Here is a 15,667-nt window from a genome sequence, read left to right on the forward strand (position 1 = left end):
GTAAAAAACCTGCGGAGCTCAAGAAAATCAGCTCAGTACCTTCATCTGATGTGACTTGGTGTAAAGACACGAACTGAGCAACTCAAAGCGAAAAGTATGAATGCAATTTTGATTGGGTTTGTACGAAGGCTGAAGTAAAACAAAAGAGGAAGTGGAATGTCAGGTCTTAGCGAGTCAGCGAAGTTAGTAAAAGAAGCGCTAGAGCAACGCGGTTTGGAAACGCCAATGCGTCCAAACAACGTAAGTCGTGAAGAGAAGAAAGAGAAGATCGAACACCACATGCGTGAGATCTTAGGTCTACTTCAACTTGACCTCACTGACGATAGCCTAGAAGAAACCCCTCACCGCATTGCTAAGATGTACGTTGACGAAATCTTCTCTGGTCTGGATTACTCCAACTTTCCTAAAATCACGGTGATTGAGAACAAGATGAACGTGAGCGAGATGGTTCGCGTGAAGGACATCACAGTGACCAGTACTTGTGAACACCACCTTGTGACCATCGATGGCAAGGCTGCTGTGGCTTACATTCCACGTGGCAAGATCATTGGCCTGTCAAAGATCAACCGTATCGTTCGCTTCTTTGCCCAGCGTCCACAAGTTCAAGAGCGTATGACTCAGCAAATTCTTGTTGCACTTCAAACGCTGCTTGAGTCCGATGATGTGGCAGTGACGATTGACGCAACACACTACTGCGTGAAATCTCGCGGTGTGATGGATGCAACTAGCGAAACGACAACAACTGCATTGGGTGGCATCTTCAAGAGCAACCCAGCAACGCGTGCCGAATTTCTGCACGGTTTACGCTAGGTAACTAAGCAAGTTTCTAAGAGGATGGCAAACGCCATCCTTTTTTATACTTGTTTAGAAAATGACTTCATGATTTCTGGCCAATACATTTTGACGTAACCTGCCGATACCCAAACAACCAATACAGTCGCGATACTGAGCTCTAGAAAACCAAAGTCGTGTAGCCAGTGCCAGTGAGGGTGCGATTCGGCGAAAAAAGAGGTCAAGCGATGCATTGCGATGGCGCTGATCACGGAAGGAAAGGTTACTGCCGCGATAGAAGGTTGAAACTTCAAGCGAAGTAAGCGGAAGTAACATAAGTAGATCAATAACGTCATAGTGATGGCGATCCCGGCCAATGCGCCTGTCAGTATCGGATCAGGCAAGGGAAAGTTCACCAAGTATGCTGCTAATGACAAGTTTACCGGCGCGGCCATAATCGCGAGGGTCGGTCTTGCTCGCCTTGGTAGAGAGCCGAAAAACACCAAACGATACAACACGAGTGGCAGCATGAAGAAATAAATGCCGATGCACATCATCGCTAACGTTTCGGAGAATAAGTTGTGACCTAGTTGAGAACCGGCTAGTGAACTACTGATCAGCCCCACCGGATAAAGAAACCAACTCGGTACGATATTGGACATTTTGAAGTTCATTAGCTGAAAGCTAAAAAACAGCACCATCATAGTAAAATGCAGCAAAAGCGCCATAAACCAAAGTGGATAAGCGATGATAGGCGCTACAGCGGCAAGATAATCTGCAAGGATCAGTAACGCCATACTCATTGGTGCCATTAAACTACCACTCAGCGGGTGACGAATGTCGACCATGAATAATCGTGGATTAGCGGCATATTTTATGAGTACAGGGGCGAGTAAAAGTGCGCCGAGTGACGCCAAAAATGGACGTATCGGTTCACCAATCTCAGGAACATAGAGTGCCCAAGCTTGCCCTAAACCTATCATACCTAGTGCCAACGCGGCTTGAGACGGCGGGACACTATAAAACTGCACAAGTCTTCTCCAGTTCAAATCTACTCCATTTGATTTTTGCCTGAATGAAACGAAACATGACGATTTGGATGAAATGCTCTATTTAAGTAGCGAATACTAACAAGTATGGAGAGGGGTTTCTCATGAAAGGTGGTGAGCAAATATCAGAGAATGATAATTTTGTGAGTTTGGTATCGAATATTTGGGAAAAGATGTAAAAATGCAGAGTTTATCGCTCCAAACCCTTCGATAGTCTGGAGCGAAGTGATAACAAAGAGAATGTTATGTTGATTGATTCTCCGGTAGATCCTGTTGGCGTAACTTTTCGTTTTTGATTGTGCGATGCAGCAGCTGGCTGTAAATAGGTTGTCCACCCAACAATTGAGCAATAATCACAGCGCCCAAACAAGTAATGATCAATGGCAGGATTAAGTAGTAGTTATTCGTCATTTCAATCACTAACAGAATACCTGTAATCGGTGCACGTACCGTTGCTGCAAACAGGGCACCCATGCCCGCAATCGCAAATACACCAGGCTCGATATCAAGCGCAGGGAGTAAGACATCAGCACTTGCTCCGAACGCATAGCCAAATAAGGTTCCCAGAGCAAGCATAGGTGCAAAGATGCCTCCCGGCGCACCAGAACCAAAACAGAGCAGGGTTGTAATTACGCGACCAAAGAAAAGCAAAACTAAAATAGATACCGAGTAGTTACCGTTAGTAATGTCAGGAATAAGGCCGATACCACCACCAGTTAGTTGGGGTACGTACAAAAGAAGCAAACCAAACACGCCTCCCAGTAGCGAACCCACAATCAAGTAGCGCTTACGATCGTTTTTGTGAATTGCGACAAAACTGTCTTGTGCCACGGTAATCAGTTTATTGAAGATCACGCCAAACACGCCAAACAATGCGCCAAGCAATAAAAACAGCCATAGAGTTTGAAGCTCTGGCGACTGGTATTGCGGCATAATGATAACGGCGTCTTGCCCGTTGATGGCGCGAAACACTATGTTCGCCATAATGGCAGAAATGATCACTGCGCGAATTGAGATCAAAGAGTAGCGAAACTGAGGTCGCATTTCCTCCACAACGAACATAATGCCTGCGAGTGGGGCATTAAAAGCCGCAGCCAAACCGCCAGCAGCACCAGAAGCGAGCAGGGAGTGGCGGGTATCGTCATCCTTTACCCGGAATATATCGGTCACCATTCGACCAACAGCGCCCCCCATTTGAACGGTTGGGCCTTCACGACCCAGCACCATACCTGAGCCAAGTGCGCCCATGCCGCCGAAGAATTTTACTGGTAGAACTCGCCACCAGCGCACTGGACGAATATTATCCATTGCCCCTTCGATTTCAGGAATACCAGAGCCTGCCGCTTCTGGCGCAAAGCGGTGCACAAGAAAATAGCCAATAAAAGCTAAAAGTGCGCTAATGAGAACCGCTGCCAGCCACAATGGTAGAACATTACCAATTTCGCTTCTTAACCATTCTGTTCGTGTTTCAGAAACGAAATGAACGGCAAGCTCGAAATACGTACCGACAAAACCAGCCAACGTACCCACAATGGCGGCCATAATGAGAACAGAAAATGATGTTGACCCTCGAGAGACAAACTGGTTAATCGCATCTTTCGGTACGTGCGCCAACACAGATTTCACAATTCTCTCGCGTTTGGTCATTAAAAAGCTCTCCTGTTGCTGGGGGGAAGGGACGAAAGAAAGTATACGCTTCGCAGAGTCTAGACCTAATCAATAAAGATGCAATTTAGCTTTTCACTATTGAGTGTTCGAAGTGTCGCGATATTATTCATTCACTCAGATTGTGCTATTGCTCTCATAATTTAGGATAAAAAACTTGTTTTTTGAGAAAAATGAACCATGCTTTAAATGTAAAGCAACATGACTGCTTCAGAAGGAGGGATGTGAGGTTTTACACACAATTTGGATGGATTCAAACCCTACGGTAAGTCCTCGTTTTATGTTCGGGATGCATCAATAGACATCGCCGATTCGCACACTCACGATTGAGTAACGAGGTAGAGGCGCACGCACATGTGCGCCTTCTTAATTTCTGCGTTATAACTTTCATCACCACCTGCCACTATTTTTCTCTTGAACATTTTCTTGCAGTTAGTAATGTCTTGGTTCGATGTCAACCAACTAGAGCAGTGCATGCGCTTTTATCTTCGACTCTTACTTTCTTTATGTTGTTGTTCGGTAACGTTTCCGGCACTTTCAACGCCGAGCTGGTGGCAAGACACGTTGTCAGCAATGCCATATTCCAATCTAAAAGAACGTATAGAAAAAAGTGGAAGCTGGTATGGTTGCGAAGTGCAGTTGCGAGACAACTCAACGTTTATCAACGCATTTTGTTTGGATGATTTTTCGTACTACCAGCAGCACTTGTATGGTGAAGTGATTTTGAGAAGAGAAAGTGCTCAGTTCTCGTTTCTTACTGAATACGAGTGGCAGCGTCTGAATGACTTACTTCTCAACTTAAGAAAGGATGGGTTAGTTTTACGCAGAGTCACTATCGGAAAAGAGCAATATGATGTCGTTGAAGCTCTGGAAAAGAAATCTTCCGAGCTTGTCGATAAAGAAGTTATTTTGTTGATGAACCGCTATCCACAAGAAACGATTCGAAGTTTGCTTTGGGTAAAGCCGGACGAGTTTCTGACGCCATCACCGTCCTTAAATGTGCACTTGCGCAGTGATGGCGAAATTATCGAGGTCAAAGTGACTCGTTTTTAGATTCTTTATGGAGAGATAGGAAGGTCGCCATTGCAGATTCATCCAAAAAACCATCCGATTTTTTGTGAGCGCGCAGGTATTGATATCCTGCAATTAGCTTGCGGTGTAGCTCTTCTGCATCGTCTGACAACGGCTGATTCATAATGTGTTGAAAGGCAAGTTTGTACGCATCCATATCCACGACTTCAGCACGGCGATATAAATAACCGCATCCCGTTGCTAACCATTCGAGAGAGCAATTGGCGCGCATTGCAATTTGATTTGCTTTAGTTAGGCTAGGTTCACTGCCTTTAAGGTATTTGCGTATTAAAGCTTCAGACACATCGACGCGTCGTGCGAACCCGCTGATGCTTTCTTCTCCGATCAGGGTGGCTAGGCGTTGGGCAAAAGACATATTTCGTACTCCAGTTCGAATTGCGAAAGTTTACCCGTTGAGCCGGTACGAAAACAAGACTACGATGAATGCAGATCAATTGAAGGAGAAAACCCATGGTTGCAAAAGTAGTAACTGCACCAAAAGGCCCAGAGTTCTCAGAGCTGGTTCAAGGATATTGGCGTGCAGTTGAGTGGGGAATGACGGCTCAAGAGCGTTTGTCATTTCTTAAGCAACACATTGAGTTAGGCATTACGACAGTCGATCACGCCGACATCTACGGTAATTACGAGTGTGAGGCGTTGTTTGGTGAAGCGTTAGCTTTAGACAAGAGTGTTCGTGAGCAAATTCAGATCGTGACGAAATGCGACATCAATTTGTGTGGCGATAAAACGCCAGAGCGTAAGATCAATCACTACGACACGAGCTCAGCACATATCTACCAATCGGTGAACAACTCGCTAGAACGTTTGAATGTGGATGAAATCGACGTACTTTTAATTCATCGTCCTGACGTGTTAATGGATGCAGACGAGGTTGCAGAAGCATTTTCTGAGCTTCATAAAGTCGGCAAAGTGAAGCACTTTGGCGTGTCTAACTTCACTCCACGCCAGTTTGAACTGCTGCAATCTCGCTTAGGTAAGCCGTTGGTTACTAACCAAGTGGAAATCAACCCACTTAACTTTGAGGTTGCTCACGATGGAACGCTTGACCAAATGCAAATGTTGCGTACGCGACCAATGGCTTGGTCTTGCCTCGGTGGAGGTTCAATTTTTAGTGGTGACAGTGAGCAAGCTGTTCGTGTCCGTAACGAATTAGAAGCAATTCGTGAAGAAGTGGGCGCAGCGAGTATTGACCAAGTAATTTATGCCTGGGTACGTCGTTTGCCATCTAACCCTATTCCAATCATTGGCTCTGGTAAAATCGAGCGTGTGCAAACTGCAGTTAATGCATTGAACATCGAACTTACTCGAGAGCAATGGTATCGCGTATGGGTGGCTTCTAAAGGTCATGGTGTGCCATAGAATTGATATCTTATCGATGAAATTGTTATTAAAGGCATCCTCTAGCAGGGTGCCTTTTTAGTTTTAGCGCGTTACTGTTTACCCATTATGGAAATGGAAAGAATGAAATTCGAGCAAAAATGGGCTTTGGATGTTAGCTGCAACTTTTTGCTTACTTTGGGTGGAGGAGTTTTACCCATGTTTGTTTTATGTCACTAAACAGCGAATGTGATGCTTGCTTTTTAGTCATTTTGTTCACTCATTCATTCATATTGCGTATGCTTATTGAATAATAAAGAAATAAAAAACTCGTCAGTTTTCTCGTATTACATGCTGTAACAATCTGTTAGACTCCGGCGCAGATTGTGGAATATAAAAAGGTGATTGAATGTCTTTTCCCGTACTCATCTGTGATGATTCAGCGTTAGCACGCAAACAGATGGCGAGATCACTACCAGCCACATTGAATGCCGATATTACGTTTGCTATCCACGGAAAAAACGCGCTAGAAGAACTCGAAAAAAACGAGTTTAAATTGATGTTTCTTGATTTGACCATGCCAGAAATGGATGGCTTTGAAACACTAGAGCACATGCAACGGTTGGGGGATAAAACTCCGGTGGTTGTTGTGTCGGGGGATATCCAACCTAAAGCGAAAGAGCGCGTGTTCGCACTGGGTGCAAAAGCGTTTATTCAAAAACCGATCGCCAAAGATGAACTCAAGAAGGCGCTTAAAGAGTTGGTCGAGCCAGAACCTCGTCCTCAAATTATCACGCCTGTCTCTATTGAGTTACCGATTTTACGTCGTCGCGATATTTACATGGAAGTGGCTAACGTTTCAATTGGTCGAGCAGCCGATGCGTTGGCGCGTCACTTTGACGTGTTTGTGCAACTACCTCTGCCGAACGTCAATATCTTTGAAGTGAGCGAACTTCACATGGCGCTACGCGACTTGGCGTCGCATGACAACGTATCGGGCGTTTGTCAGGGATTTTGTGGCGAAGGTATTGCTGGCGAAGCGCTAGTGATTTTGAGTGATTCAAGCGTATCTGATCTCAAAAAGTTGATGAAAGTACCAGCAGACAGCGAAGAGCTAGAAGAGCTTGAGCTGCTAATGGATATTTCTAATATTTTGGTGGGGTCGTTCTTAAATGGTTTAGGCGAGCAGTCTGAAGTCCGATTCTTCCAAAGTCCACCAGTACTCCTTGGTCAACATATCTCAATTGACTCGATCATTGAATCTACAACTGGAGCATTCAGCCGCACGATGACATTCGAAGTGAGCTACAACATTGAAGGGACGTCGATTCGTTGTGACTTGTTGTTTATGTTTGTGGATGAATCCTTGCCGCTGCTTGATAACAAACTGTCTTATCTAATGGAGGAGTTCTAATGTTGAATATGCCAGCAGAGTTTGAACAATTCCATTGGATGGTGGATATGGTACAAAACGTCGACATGGGCTTAGTGGTCATTGATCGAGATTACAATGTACAGGTCTGGAATGGGTTTATGACTCATCACAGTGGTTTGCAGTCTCATGATGCGATAGGTCGTTCTATATTTGATATCTTCCCTGAAATCCCACAGGAGTGGTTTAAATTAAAAACAAAACCAGTGTATGACCTAGGCTGTCGCAGCTTCATCACATGGCGACAACGACCTTACTTATTTTGCTGTCGCAATGTTCGACCAGTCACGCAGCAAGCGGAGTTTATGTACCAGAATGTTACGTTGAACCCAATGCGCACACCGACTGGAAAAATCAACTCGTTGTTTTTGTCTATACAAGACGCGACGGCTGAAGCTCTGATGTCTCAGAATCAATAGCGATAAAAAACTTTCTCAAAAGCCAAGGTCCGCCTTGGCTTTTTTGTATACTTATAATTGTGTTTCCCAATGCGTAGAACGTGAATATGGACTTTAATCTCGCCCTAAAACTCTACACCGCAGAGCAAGTAAAAAACGGTGAAACGCTGGCTGCGCAAATGGCTGGTGTTTCTATGTATAGCTTAATGCAACGCGCTGGTATGGCCGTGTATGAGCGCTTTTTACATCTGTATCCTAAATCAAAAAATATCTTAGTGATTTGCGGTAAAGGGAATAACGGTGGCGATGGTTACGTATTTGCATCTCTTGCGAAACAAGCTCAACTCAATGTACATGTTTTCCAAATTGGTGATGTATCTGCGCTAAAAGGTGATGCTTTGCGCGCATACCAAGATTGGCAGTCAATCGACGGTGTTAACAATGATTGGGATGAATGGAATACCGCATTGCTAGAGGCGGATGTGATCATTGATGCCATGTTAGGTACTGGTTTAAGCGGTGAGGTTCGTTCGGAGTATCGTCGCTATATTGACCAAATTAATCAAATTCATGCCCCTGTGATTGCAGTCGACGTTCCTTCTGGTCTGTGTGCTAATACAGGTGCAGTTTTAGGTGATGCTATTCGTGCCGAGCATACTGTAACCTTCATTGGGGTTAAGCAAGGCTTATGCACTGGACAAGCGAGAGATCGCGTTGGCGAGCTCTACTTTTGTGGTTTAGGCGTCAATACTAAGTTTGATACTATCGAAGTAGAAAGTGCATTAGGTATTGATCATCAGGTTGTTTCAAGATTAATGCCCAAGCCAAATCCAACAGTCCATAAAGGTGACAACGGGAAGTTGCTTTGTGTTGGTGGCAACCAAGGGATGTCTGGAGCGATTCGTTTATGTTCCTCCGCTGCGATTAGAGCCGGAGCGGGTTTAACTGCCGCAATTACTCACACGAGTAGCCTTATTCCACTGCAGGTTGGTTGCCCAGAAGTAATGAGCCAGAGCATCACCGCTGACTTACTCAGGGATACTGAGAACGACTTAACTAAACGCATTCGCTGGGCTGACGTATTAGTGTTTGGTCCTGGCTTTGGAGATGATGAGTGGGCTTATCAAGCCTATCAATATCTGGCTCAAGAGCAGAAACCTAAAGTTGTTGATGCTGATGGCCTCAATATTCTAGCGATGTTGAGCCAGCGGTGCGATGGCACTCTGGTTTGCGACAACCATCGAGTGATCACGCCGCATCCTGGAGAGGCAGCTCGACTACTAAATGTAACCATTCAACAAATAGAAAGTGACCGATACTCTGCGGCAAGACAACTGCAAGAGCGTTATGGCGGTGTAGTGGTTTTAAAAGGCGCGGGGACGCTTATTTACGATGGAACGAGAATGTACGTCTGTCTAGCGGGTAACGCCGGAATGGCGACGGGGGGAATGGGAGATGTGTTATCTGGAGTCATTGGTGCATTACTAGCCAAAGGTTTACCAATTTCTGTTGCCGCACGTTTAGGTGTGGTACTTCACAGTCATGCTGCCGATATAAACGTGAGTCAGCATGGTCAAATTGGTCTTTTGGCAAGTGATGTCGTTAGCACTCTTCGTACCGCTATCACCCAAGAGCTCTATCGAGTTTAATTAGATTTCATGCATTTTTGAGAAAATTGGTCGATTTTTTTGAGTACTTTTTTACGAATTAGCAGGGCATCTTAGTATTAGGTGATTGAGTTTTAGGCAGATTTGAGAGGTGATGCGTTTTAATTTTTAAGATATGACGCAAAGGTTTGCGCAATGGGTTAACTTAAGTGCTTTCTCAAGTTGTTGATAGTTATAAATAATAAGAGGTTTTGGTGACTTGGGGAGCGTTTTTGATATGCGATTTTCAAGATGGTATCACAAAAAAAATTCAAATATCAGACTTGTAGGAAATAAATCACAGCCTATAATGCTGAAAACCGGAGCGTCTGCCAACGCTCCGGTTTTTTTGTGTCCGAAGAACAGTGAACTCGTCTGCCAACGAAATCACTACGCACTCTGAAATGACACATATACATATGAATCAAGGAATTACACAATGCGTATCGAACAAGAACTTAAGTTAGGTTTTAAAGATGTACTGTTTCGCCCGAAACGTTCTACCCTTAAGAGCCGTTCTCAAGTAAATTTAACCCGCGATTTTACATTCAAGCATAGTGGTCGTCAATGGTCTGGTGTGCCAGTAATCGCAGCAAACATGGATTCGGTTGGTAGCTTTGCAATGGCTAAAGCGCTGGCTGAGCATGGTGTAATGACCGCTGTTCACAAACATTACACGGTAGAAGATTGGGCTGAGTTTGCTAAATCAGCAGATAAAGTAACCATGAATAACGTTATGGTGTCTACTGGGACATCTGACGCAGACTTCCAAAAAACCAAAGACATCATGGCGCTTTCAGATGAATTTATTTTCATTTGTATCGATATTGCAAATGGTTACTCAGAGCATTTGGTCGAGTATGTTGAACGCGTGCGAGCAGAGTTCCCAGACAAGGTCATTTCTGCAGGCAACGTGGTTACTGGTGATATGTGTGAAGAGCTAATCCTAGCTGGTGCAGACATCGTTAAAGTGGGTATCGGACCAGGCTCTGTATGTACAACTCGTGTAAAAACGGGTGTTGGTTACCCGCAGCTTTCTGCAATCATCGAGTGTGGTGATGCAGCCCACGGCCTTGGTGGCATGATCGTCGGTGACGGTGGCTGTTCTTGTGCGGGTGACGTAGCGAAAGCATTCGGTGGTGGCGCGGATTTCGTAATGCTAGGTGGGATGCTAGCGGGTCACGAAGAGTCAGGCGGCGAAGTGATCGAGAAAGACGGCGAGAAGTTCATGAAATTCTATGGCATGTCGTCGAAGAGCGCGATGGACAAGCACTCAGGTGGTGTCGCTGGCTACCGTGCGGCCGAAGGTAAAACCGTATTATTGCCATACCGTGGTAGCGTTCACGGCACTATTCAAGACATCCTTGGCGGCGTTCGCTCAACATGTACATACGTAGGTGCAGCAAAGCTTAAAGAGCTAACCAAGCGTACTACATTCATCCGCGTTCAAGAACAAGAGAACAACGTGTTCGGTAAAGAGTAAATCGACTGTATGTAACAAGTGTAAAAAGCAACCATACGTTATATCTATAGCAGATAAAACTATACTATATGCAGCTATGAGCCAGAGTGAGATTGATTTCTTACTCTGGCTTTTTGCTTCTCATTTGTTTGCGCTTCAAAATTAACTCTAAGCGATTTTAATAGTTTGTCGAGATTCGACTTGTTCAAACGGTAATGATGTTGTAACTGGCATGAGCTGTAAAACGCTTGAAATCTGACAGTCTCTATTTAACCCAATATAGTCTTTGACATTAGCGACTCGCCAAGTCATGTCTCCGTAAGTACGCAGATAGAACGCGGGTGATTGATGACTGTTATGTCTAATAACGCTCCATTGGGTAATATCACTAAAAAAGACTTCAGGGTTATCGGATGTCTCAAACTCATTCGCCATGATGCCCAAAGGTATATCAACGCGATTAAGTAGCTTTTGTCCGAGTGAGAAGGCTTCGTCGAAGTTAGTTGGTTGTTCGCTTAACTGCTTAATTGCATAGGTTTGTACAAATCGAGACGGCGGTGTTGGGTCGGCGGGTAGACCCATCAAGCCAGCGCCATTGATTGATTGAAGTGGGCCAGGCACTTGGACATGACGTTGCATGGTTGCTTCATTGTTCGGTTCTGGGTTGTAGTTGCGCAAATTGGAAAAATAAGAGAGGTGATTGACATGCCAATGGTAATTTGGGCAGTTAGTCATTACTCCAACGTAGGAGTGGTCCACAACCACTTTATAATCATCAAAGTCGTATTCGGTACATTGATAGCGTGCTTGCTGATTTTCCTCTTTGCTGAACATATCGCTTTCTTTGAATGCTCGATAGATATGCATATTACCGTTAAGAAACTCAATGACGGCACTGTCATTATTTGCATCGTGAATCACGAAATGCTGGTCCAAAGCCATGTTGTCACTCTCTGTTTCACCAGTTGAAATAGTCGAGTTAAACACGTAAACGGGGTGGGTGGTGAAGTAGGTCACCATCTCGTCCACAGTATTAAACGTAGACAAGATAAAAGTACCAAACAGGCCGCTGCCTAATGCAAAGGCATCATCAGGGATGTGAGAGGTCGATACATTTTGATTGAGAATGGGCAAGTACAGTGACCCAACAGAAAGGCCAGATTCATTAATGCCATCAGCTGTTAAAAGAGGGTTATTATACCGGGTAATGGCATTGCAGTGTATGAAGCTCAACTCTCCCTGCCAATTTGCTCGAAACTCACATTCTTTACTGTGAAGTTTTGGCGGCTGACCATTGAAAACACGGTCGGCTTTTCCGTCGGAAGTAAAGGTCGTAATTTGGTAAGTTTGTTGGGCTCTAAACCAAATCTCGGTCTGAAGGTTAACTGCAAACTCCATGGTTCTAGCGGATAAGGTTTGGTTGTTGCAACCATAATTGATATTAACATCTGTACACATAGCCATGCTTTCCGTTGTTTATCTTGAATGATGAATATCCAAGAAACCCTCTGAATCAAATGCTTAGAGATTACGTGGATATAGATGAATTGCGCTTTAGTAATGGTTTTAGCCATTGAGATAAGCGCATGCTATTAAGTTAAGCATTCAATCAAAAAACGTCAGTAGCAGTTTAGTATCAGTTGATAGAGTTAAAATAAAAAGTGATGTATTAAGTAAAACTCTTTGATCTTAGAAATTAATAATATATTTATTTTTTCAATCTTGGTTACTCTAGATTTAAAGTTTATTTTAAAAGTGATTTGTATTTATTCGATTATCTTGCAGTGGTGATATAAAGTGAGAACATAAAGTTAACAATTTCAGATTGTGATTGAAAATGGGGAGAGTCTTCAATCCAAATACCGAGAAATGAAACTGCCCGAGAAGTTGTGCAACTGTCTCGGGCGAAGTGATGAATCAGGTGAGCAGCTATAAAGTTTTCTCACAAGAACCGCTAAGTGGTGGAGATATTTTTAAATTATCATTAAAGATTTCTACAACGACGGGGCCTTTATTTTCATCTTTTGCATAGTATGCACAGGACTTGTCCCCAGTATAGGTTTTACCTGCCTTTTTGAAACTGTAATACCAGGAGTCATGGGTAGCGGCACCGGATTCAAAACTAGCAGATTCAGATTGTTCGCCAATATTCAAGTCGAAATGAACCTCCATTTCCGGAGAGTCTTTAAATCTCACATATCCGGTGATTTTATCGTTGGAGTTATTTTTAACGTAAAATGAACCCTTAGTTGTCATAATTTTTCCTCTTTTTTAATTTCTATACGTGATAGAACGGCCAAATGGCGTTCTGTTAATATATGCTTTTTAAGATGCATATTGATGTTAAATGATGGTCTTATTAGTTCTAAGGTGATTAAACTTATCCTTAGCATATTTTTCTTTTATACCGATTAAGTCGCGGTAGCTTCGATCAAAATAAACGCTTGTCGGAATTGCCGGATCTTTAAAGCTGATGAAGGCACCATAGGTTCCCGGTATATCAGCTTCTCTGGCTTTATCAATCCAGTCCATGGCTCTGTTTACATCAACAAGTACTGGGTTATTTTGTAGTTCTAGTTTTTGCTTTATCTCTTCATTCCACCAGGTTTGGTATTGGACTGTATATTGACACTGGCGGTAGGGGAAAGATATGTCTTCAAGGTCGTCTGAGTGATGATAAAAACCGCCAGTGATCGCCCCTAAGGTTACGTAACTAAATAGCCCTTGATCGCGGTTTTCTGGCTTTATCAAAGGTGAAGTTAAGCTTTGCAAAAGTGCAGTATAGCCTTCTGGTTTAAGACCTCGCTCTGACACCAATCGCGAAGTGATTTTGTGAGGTGCTGGGGCGTCATAATCGGGAGGGAAAGGAGAACCGTTTTGACACAAAGAATCGCGCCCCCATGTGCTCATCAGGGAGTGATCGTATTTCTTCCCGTCAAAGTCAGTGCCATGTGCTTCATAGACTTGAACTAAATCAGGGAAGCAAGCGCCAAATTGAACGGCTATAAATTGGTGAAGATCTTGTTCTGTTCCTTCCCAGTAGCCATACATGGTGCAGTGATGGCTGATGGTTTCAATATCACAGTGGTTAGATGATTCAGGCAGAGCATCAATTTGCAAGTTGGTGCCAAGAAGTTTAGGCGTATCGAGGCTTTTTATAGCCTGCTCCCAATTTTTTAGCACATCTATGGTAGGGTGCGTTGGTATTGGCTGAAGCATACCGTTGATTTTTGGATAGAGGTTCCACTGAAGCTCGAAGCGGTGGATCTCTTTGGGTAAAGGGAATGTTTTTACGCGTAGCTCGGTAACAATGCCATAGCTCATGCCTCCGCCGCCTCTTAGTGCCCAAAATAGGTGAGGGTTGGACTCTGCTGAGACTTCTGTGATCGTACCATCACCCAATACCACGGTTGCACTCACTAGGTGCTCACAACACATGCCGTATTTTCGCGTCCAAGGGCCCCATCCTCCGCCTTGAATATAGCCAGTCAACCCAACTGTGGCACAGGTTCCATGTGCAATCATTCGATCATGCTCTGCAAGTTTTGGTGTCAGTTGATAGAAGCGATAGCCAGCACCAATGGTGGCAATATTGTCACACAATTGGAAGGTCTTAATTCTGCTCACGTCAATCAAAATGACGTTGTCACCACTGCATTCACCTGCGTGATCATGCCCTCCTGAGCGAACACGAATCGGGAGATTGAATTGAGTTGCTGTTAGATAGGCTTGCTGAACTTCTTGCGTACTTTCGCACATGACAATGACAAAGGGTTGGTGTTGATAGCGAGTATTGAAGATGAGTGACTCGACTTGATATTGGTTCAAACCGGGAACCGGTGAAACCGTGTTTTCAAGAGGTGTCAGTAATCGTTCTTTAGGAAAACCGCACTTATCCATTTTCTGAATAAACAGTTTGGCATTATTGACTGAGATTGAGTACGCGCTAAGTACAGCGAGGCGTTGTATTTGAGGGTTAGGGTGCTGTTCTACCACTTGGTTTTCTTTAGTTCCCTGCATCCATTCATGTTCCATTATTTTTTCCATTTGGCTTATGTATTGAATAGTTGTTCAAATATTAAACCAAATGCATACATTCACCATATCAGTTTGGTATCAGTTGTTCTGTACAAATCGCCAAAAGCATCAGCGAGAGAGCAACAATATCTGGTTGATGAAAAGAACGATCGGCATCTGCGTGACCGTGGATAATTTATGTAGTCAAGTAGATCTGAGCCTAAATTGATACTGAACCAGAATGACGTGTTATCTACATTGAATGGGTCACTAACGACAATAAATTCAGTTGGAGAACACAATGAAAATGGACTCAAAAGAATCACAAGCAATTTTTACTGCTCATTATCAAATTGGTAACGGCTTACCTGGAGGAGTGAGCTTCGATGTTAATCTACTCGTGGCCAGCGAAGACAAATCAATAGTGGGTAAAGGACATATCTTTCAGGCAGTTAACCCACCGTTAAATGTGGTGTCTGATCTCAATGGTAGTTTCAACTATCAATGCACGATGCGTGATTGTCATATCATGGTGACGTTGCAGGGCTACCAGCCTTATCTAGGCATTGCTCCTTTAGGAGCTGATCTTCATAACGTAACGCTCAACCTCCTACTTAATGATGATTGGAAGTCAGGCGTGGCATTCTATCGATATAAAAATAGTTCAGGTAAATGGATTGAAGCAGCAAATCAACGCGTTACTCTACTTTTGCCTGAGCATGTTCCTAGCATCGAGAACTTTAAGGTGGAGCAAAATGATCTTGCGCCAGCATAAATCTCATCAGCGATGACACTGTGCCAAAACACAGATATTCGAT

Annotated in this window: 14 protein-coding genes; 8 read left to right on the plus strand and 6 right to left on the minus strand. The window is 43.8% G+C overall.

What is annotated here, in order from left to right:
• Window positions 1-156 precede the first annotated feature (156 nt).
• Window positions 157-810, plus strand: a complete 654-nt coding sequence (folE, locus tag R7P69_RS06050; RefSeq protein ID WP_005373478.1) for a GTP cyclohydrolase I FolE — start codon at window positions 157-159, stop codon at window positions 808-810.
• 44 nt (window positions 811-854) lie between these two features.
• On the opposite strand, the gene R7P69_RS06055 is transcribed toward folE, so the two are convergent.
• Entirely contained in the window at window positions 855-1,802 is a 948-nt protein-coding gene (locus R7P69_RS06055; protein WP_017819907.1) for a TDT family transporter, read from the minus strand.
• A 261-nt stretch (window positions 1,803-2,063) separates the two neighbouring features.
• Window positions 2,064-3,467, minus strand: coding sequence for a H(+)/Cl(-) exchange transporter ClcA (gene clcA / locus R7P69_RS06060; protein ID WP_258619314.1), 1,404 nt, complete (start codon window positions 3,465-3,467; stop codon window positions 2,064-2,066).
• 456 nt (window positions 3,468-3,923) lie between these two features.
• Here clcA and R7P69_RS06065 point away from each other — a divergent pair, with 456 nt between their 5' ends.
• Window positions 3,924-4,538, plus strand: a complete 615-nt coding sequence (locus R7P69_RS06065; protein WP_080996737.1) for a hypothetical protein — start codon at window positions 3,924-3,926, stop codon at window positions 4,536-4,538.
• Here R7P69_RS06065 and R7P69_RS06070 read toward each other — a convergent pair.
• Window positions 4,519-4,932, minus strand: coding sequence for a helix-turn-helix transcriptional regulator (locus tag R7P69_RS06070; protein WP_318121493.1), 414 nt, complete (start codon window positions 4,930-4,932; stop codon window positions 4,519-4,521). The two genes, R7P69_RS06065 and R7P69_RS06070, sit on opposite strands and share 20 nt — an antisense overlap.
• Before the next feature lie 95 nt (window positions 4,933-5,027).
• Here R7P69_RS06070 and R7P69_RS06075 point away from each other — a divergent pair, with 95 nt between their 5' ends.
• From R7P69_RS06075 to R7P69_RS06095, 5 genes are all read left to right on the plus strand, one after another.
• Entirely contained in the window at window positions 5,028-5,936 is a 909-nt protein-coding gene (locus tag R7P69_RS06075) for an aldo/keto reductase (RefSeq protein ID WP_005387688.1), read from the plus strand.
• Between the two features lie 367 nt (window positions 5,937-6,303).
• Window positions 6,304-7,308, plus strand: a complete 1,005-nt coding sequence (locus R7P69_RS06080) for a response regulator (RefSeq protein ID WP_005373466.1) — start codon at window positions 6,304-6,306, stop codon at window positions 7,306-7,308.
• Window positions 7,308-7,745, plus strand: a complete 438-nt coding sequence (locus tag R7P69_RS06085) for a PAS domain-containing protein (RefSeq protein WP_005373463.1) — start codon at window positions 7,308-7,310, stop codon at window positions 7,743-7,745. The genes R7P69_RS06080 and R7P69_RS06085 overlap by 1 nt, the downstream gene beginning before the upstream one ends.
• Window positions 7,746-7,831: 86 nt before the next feature.
• The gene (locus R7P69_RS06090; protein ID WP_206970297.1) at window positions 7,832-9,373 is read left to right on the plus strand and encodes an NAD(P)H-hydrate dehydratase; all 1,542 of its coding nucleotides are present in this window, start codon (window positions 7,832-7,834) and stop codon (window positions 9,371-9,373) included.
• A gap of 436 nt (window positions 9,374-9,809) precedes the next feature.
• Window positions 9,810-10,853 carry a GMP reductase gene (locus R7P69_RS06095; protein ID WP_005373458.1) on the plus strand — a complete coding sequence of 348 codons (1,044 nt, stop codon included), beginning with the start codon at window positions 9,810-9,812 and terminating at the stop codon, window positions 10,851-10,853.
• A gap of 147 nt (window positions 10,854-11,000) precedes the next feature.
• Here R7P69_RS06095 and R7P69_RS06100 read toward each other — a convergent pair whose 3' ends face one another.
• The 3 genes from R7P69_RS06100 to R7P69_RS06110 form a co-directional block, all read right to left on the minus strand.
• Entirely contained in the window at window positions 11,001-12,290 is a 1,290-nt protein-coding gene (locus R7P69_RS06100; RefSeq protein ID WP_238952732.1) for a linear amide C-N hydrolase, read from the minus strand.
• Window positions 12,291-12,761: 471 nt separating this feature from the next.
• The gene (locus R7P69_RS06105; RefSeq protein WP_005373454.1) at window positions 12,762-13,088 is read right to left on the minus strand and encodes a hypothetical protein; all 327 of its coding nucleotides are present in this window, start codon (window positions 13,086-13,088) and stop codon (window positions 12,762-12,764) included.
• Window positions 13,089-13,175: 87 nt separating this feature from the next.
• Window positions 13,176-14,867 carry an FAD-binding oxidoreductase gene (locus R7P69_RS06110; protein WP_005373452.1) on the minus strand — a complete coding sequence of 564 codons (1,692 nt, stop codon included), beginning with the start codon at window positions 14,865-14,867 and terminating at the stop codon, window positions 13,176-13,178.
• Between the two features lie 283 nt (window positions 14,868-15,150).
• Between R7P69_RS06110 and R7P69_RS06115 the strand changes: the two genes are divergently transcribed.
• Window positions 15,151-15,624: a DUF1842 domain-containing protein gene (locus tag R7P69_RS06115; protein ID WP_005373450.1), complete on the plus strand. Its 474-nt coding sequence runs from the start codon at window positions 15,151-15,153 to the stop codon at window positions 15,622-15,624.
• Window positions 15,625-15,667 lie beyond the last annotated feature (43 nt).

This window comes from Vibrio sp. 661, from assembly GCF_033339315.1.
Taxonomy (GTDB): domain Bacteria; phylum Pseudomonadota; class Gammaproteobacteria; order Enterobacterales; family Vibrionaceae; genus Vibrio; species Vibrio alginolyticus.

Excerpts from the sequence above, each read along its gene's own strand:
- folE (WP_005373478.1), top strand. The coding sequence starts at position 157 with ATGTCAGGTCTTAGCGAGTCAGCGAAGTTAGTAAAAGAAGCGCTAGAG.
- clcA (WP_258619314.1), bottom strand. The coding sequence starts at position 3,467 with ATGACCAAACGCGAGAGAATTGTGAAATCTGTGTTGGCGCACGTACCG.
- R7P69_RS06065 (WP_080996737.1), top strand. The coding sequence starts at position 3,924 with ATGTCTTGGTTCGATGTCAACCAACTAGAGCAGTGCATGCGCTTTTAT.
- R7P69_RS06070 (WP_318121493.1), bottom strand. The coding sequence starts at position 4,932 with ATGTCTTTTGCCCAACGCCTAGCCACCCTGATCGGAGAAGAAAGCATC.
- R7P69_RS06075 (WP_005387688.1), top strand. The coding sequence starts at position 5,028 with ATGGTTGCAAAAGTAGTAACTGCACCAAAAGGCCCAGAGTTCTCAGAG.
- R7P69_RS06080 (WP_005373466.1), top strand. The coding sequence starts at position 6,304 with ATGTCTTTTCCCGTACTCATCTGTGATGATTCAGCGTTAGCACGCAAA.
- R7P69_RS06085 (WP_005373463.1), top strand. The coding sequence starts at position 7,308 with ATGTTGAATATGCCAGCAGAGTTTGAACAATTCCATTGGATGGTGGAT.
- R7P69_RS06090 (WP_206970297.1), top strand. The coding sequence starts at position 7,832 with ATGGACTTTAATCTCGCCCTAAAACTCTACACCGCAGAGCAAGTAAAA.
- R7P69_RS06095 (WP_005373458.1), top strand. The coding sequence starts at position 9,810 with ATGCGTATCGAACAAGAACTTAAGTTAGGTTTTAAAGATGTACTGTTT.
- R7P69_RS06100 (WP_238952732.1), bottom strand. The coding sequence starts at position 12,290 with ATGTGTACAGATGTTAATATCAATTATGGTTGCAACAACCAAACCTTA.
- R7P69_RS06105 (WP_005373454.1), bottom strand. The coding sequence starts at position 13,088 with ATGACAACTAAGGGTTCATTTTACGTTAAAAATAACTCCAACGATAAA.
- R7P69_RS06110 (WP_005373452.1), bottom strand. The coding sequence starts at position 14,867 with ATGGAACATGAATGGATGCAGGGAACTAAAGAAAACCAAGTGGTAGAA.
- R7P69_RS06115 (WP_005373450.1), top strand. The coding sequence starts at position 15,151 with ATGAAAATGGACTCAAAAGAATCACAAGCAATTTTTACTGCTCATTAT.